Annotated in this window: 2 protein-coding genes; both read left to right on the top strand. The window is 68.7% G+C overall.

Annotation, left to right across the window (positions count from 1 at the left end; all coding sequences use genetic code 11):
* Positions 1-204 (top strand): squalene/phytoene synthase family protein (locus ACSFA3_RS22800; RefSeq protein WP_435507739.1); only part of this gene is annotated, 204 nt, incomplete at its 5' end.
* 2 nt (positions 205-206) lie between these two features.
* The gene (gene hpnE, locus ACSFA3_RS22795; RefSeq protein WP_435464605.1) at positions 207-1,469 is read left to right on the top strand and encodes a hydroxysqualene dehydroxylase HpnE; all 1,263 of its coding nucleotides are present in this window, start codon (positions 207-209) and stop codon (positions 1,467-1,469) included.
* Positions 1,470-1,573 lie beyond the last annotated feature (104 nt).

Raw genomic sequence — 1,573 nt, 5'->3', positions numbered from 1 at the left:
GTGGCGTATGACGAAGCGCTCGCCCTGCTCCCACTGGCCGACCGGCGCACGCAGAAGCCGGGCCTGATGATGGCCAGCATCTATCGCACGCTGCTGCGCGAGATCGAGCGCGACAACTTCCAGGTGCTGAACCAGCGGGTGAGCCTGACGCCGGTGCGCAAGTTCTGGCTGGCCTGGAAGGTTCAGGCGCTGGGGCGCATCTAGTCTTGAAGACGACGGCTGTCATCGGCGCCGGCTGGGCCGGCCTTGCCTGCGCGGTCGAGGCCACGCGCCTCGGCCATGCCGTCACGCTGTTCGAAGCGGCGCACATGCCGGGCGGCCGCGCGCGGCGGGTCGACAACATGCACGGGCTGGCGCTCGACAACGGGCAGCACATCCTGATCGGCGCGTACACCGCCACGCTGCAGCTCATGCGCGACATCGGCGTCGATGTCGACAACGCGCTGCTGCGCCTGCCGCTTTCGCTTCGCTTTGCCGATGGCGGCGGGCTCAAGCTTCCGCGGCTGCCCGCACCGCTCGATCTGCTGGCCGGAATCTTCACGGCGCGCGGCTGGACGTGGCGTGACAAGTCTTCGCTGCTGCGCACGGCGATCGGTTGGCGGCTTGCGGGCTTTCGCTGCGCCGCAAGCACCACCGTCGCCGATCTGTGCACCGGCCTCACGCCGCGCGTGATGCAGGAGCTGATCGAGCCGCTATGCGTCTCGGCCCTCAACACGCCCGTTGCGCGGTCGAGCGGTGAAGTGTTCCTACGCGTGCTCAAAGACGCCCTCTTCAGCGGCAGCGGCGGTGCCGACCTTCTGCTGCCTTGTGCCGATCTGGGCGCGCTGCTTCCTGACGCGGCAATCCGATGGCTGGCGCAGCACGGTGCCGTGACGCGCATCGGCACCCGCGTGCGCGCCATCGCGCCCAGCGGCGGGCAATGGCGCGTCGACGATGAAGTCTTCGATCAGGTCGTGCTGGCCTGCGCGCCGTGGGACGCGGCCCGACTGGTTCGCGCATCCGGCCTGCAAGCGGATGCCTGGTGCGAAACCACCGAGGCCCTGCGCTTCGAAGCCATCGCCACCATCTACGTGCGCGGCGCCTCGCCGCTCGCGGAACCGATGCTCGCGCTGCGCAGCGACCCGGCCACGGCACCAGCGCAGTTCGCGTTCGACCGCGGCCAGCTCAGCGGCCTGCAAGGCGTGCTCGCAATGGTCGTGAGCGCCAATGAAAGCTCGCGCGAGGTGCTGGAAGAACAGGTGATCGCCCAGGCGGCTGTGCAACTGGGCCAGACGAACCTGCAGCTCGTGCAGACCGTGGTCGAGAAGCGCGCCACCTTCGCATGCACGCCCGCGCTTTCAAGACCCGCGTCGGCCATCGCCCCCGGCCTGCAGGCCTGCGGCGACTACATCAAAGGCCCCTACCCGGCCACGCTCGAAGGCGCAGTCCTCAGCGGGCTGGCGGCTGCAAAGGCATTGGCAACCGCATGACGACCGAACTGCGCTACCTCGATTTCGACTACAGCGAAGACACCGAAGGCCACGGCACCTTCGATGCGATGGCATCGACCACGCCCGACAAGACGCCCGACGTA

It is taken from the genome of Variovorax glucosi (assembly GCF_051216695.1).
Classification (GTDB): domain Bacteria; phylum Pseudomonadota; class Gammaproteobacteria; order Burkholderiales; family Burkholderiaceae_C; genus Variovorax.
This window is presented reverse-complemented; position numbering and strand designations above follow the sequence as displayed.